The sequence below is a fragment of the Dickeya sp. CFBP 2040 genome (genome assembly GCF_012273755.1).
Taxonomy (GTDB): Bacteria; Pseudomonadota; Gammaproteobacteria; order Enterobacterales; family Enterobacteriaceae; genus Dickeya; species Dickeya poaceiphila.
Window position 1 is genome coordinate 1 of sequence record NZ_JAAVXH010000067.1, and the last position, 1,337, is coordinate 1,337.

The 1,337-nt window shown below is 50.0% G+C and carries 1 protein-coding gene; it reads right to left on the minus strand.

The genetic code is table 11. The features are described 5' to 3' along the window. Nucleotides 1-294: 294 nt before the first annotated feature. On the minus strand, nucleotides 295-1,337 hold a 1,043-nt coding region (locus Dpoa2040_RS08515; RefSeq protein ID WP_168640981.1), incomplete at its 5' end, for a tail fiber protein.

Genomic DNA, 1,337 nt, shown 5'->3' on the forward strand with positions numbered 1-1,337 from the left:
AACACAGCCCTAATCGCGGCCTGTTTTTGCAAGCCATTCCATTTTATTGTTGCCTCTGACAACATTATGCAAAGAGACGGGCGGCAAATCGCCTGACTGGCGTTGTCTCTGCCATGGCACAACAAACGGATAAAAAAAACCCGCCATTCAGGCGGGTAGGAAAAGGTGAAAATAAAATAACTGCCCATAAATAATTAACATATTATTTTTTAAAAAGGTTAAGAAATAATTTAATTGGTATTATCCCATTATTACCTAATTGGCATTTCTTACATAAAAAATATTTATCACTTATTACGCAGCTCTCACGATGTAGTTAAAGGCGATGTTGCGGGGGCGGGTCACACCAATGTAGCCTTGCGCGCCATTACCCCACGTACCTGCAGCAGCCACCGCTCTCGCTAATATATTGATATTATTAGATACAGGAGTATCCCAATTCAGTGTCTTTCTAGAGTTACATGAAAAACTAACAACATTATTGGGCGGGTCTAATACTTCCTGCAGCATATACGATCCTTCTTGCCAGCTACCCAATTGGCGCCCTGCATCCGCTCCCCGCCCATCATCCCAGCCGCGAATAAATTCGCCGCGCAGATCCGGCAGCACACCTGATGGGTAGACCTGCGCCAGCCGTGGATAGCGGTTTTTATCAAATGCCTGGCCATTGCATTTGAGCCAGCCATCAGGAGCGGTAGCTTGCGGCCAGGGCAGTGGGATGCCGGTTAGCTCAGATACAGAAATAGCCCCAATATCCGCAGGCGATGGCCTGAATCCGGTGGTGTAAATCTGCTCCCAGTCATGCTCAAAGCCCCAGCTATCGCGGGACGTCCGATAACTCAACCCGCCGTTACCGTAACGCGCAGCAAACTGAAGGGCGGTACAACTCGCCGCTGAACCATGAAAGTGCAAAACAACATCTGTATGTGACCCGACAAAATCCGCCATGTAAAGTCCGCTTTTGGCATCCCACGGCACATCGAAGTTCTGCACTGTGCCCGTAAAATCCAGCGCGAAGGCGTTATCAGCGAGCGCGTTATGCACAAATGCGGTTGTCGCTAACTGGGATGAGTTATTCCCGGAATTTACTGTTGGCGCAGTCGGCACCCCCGTCAGCGAGGGACTGGCAATCGGCGCATACTGCTTATGCGGATTCGCGTCATTCACATGGCTGGTCATCAGCCCATCGGCATAGGCTTTCACCTCAATCGCCTTGTCATCAACAAACTTACGCGTTGCCAGCACCACTGCCGGGTCAATGCTCAATGACACAGCCTGAGCATGACTGACGACCAAAATCATGCGCACGGTTTGTACACGGCCAGAGCCTTCCTGCA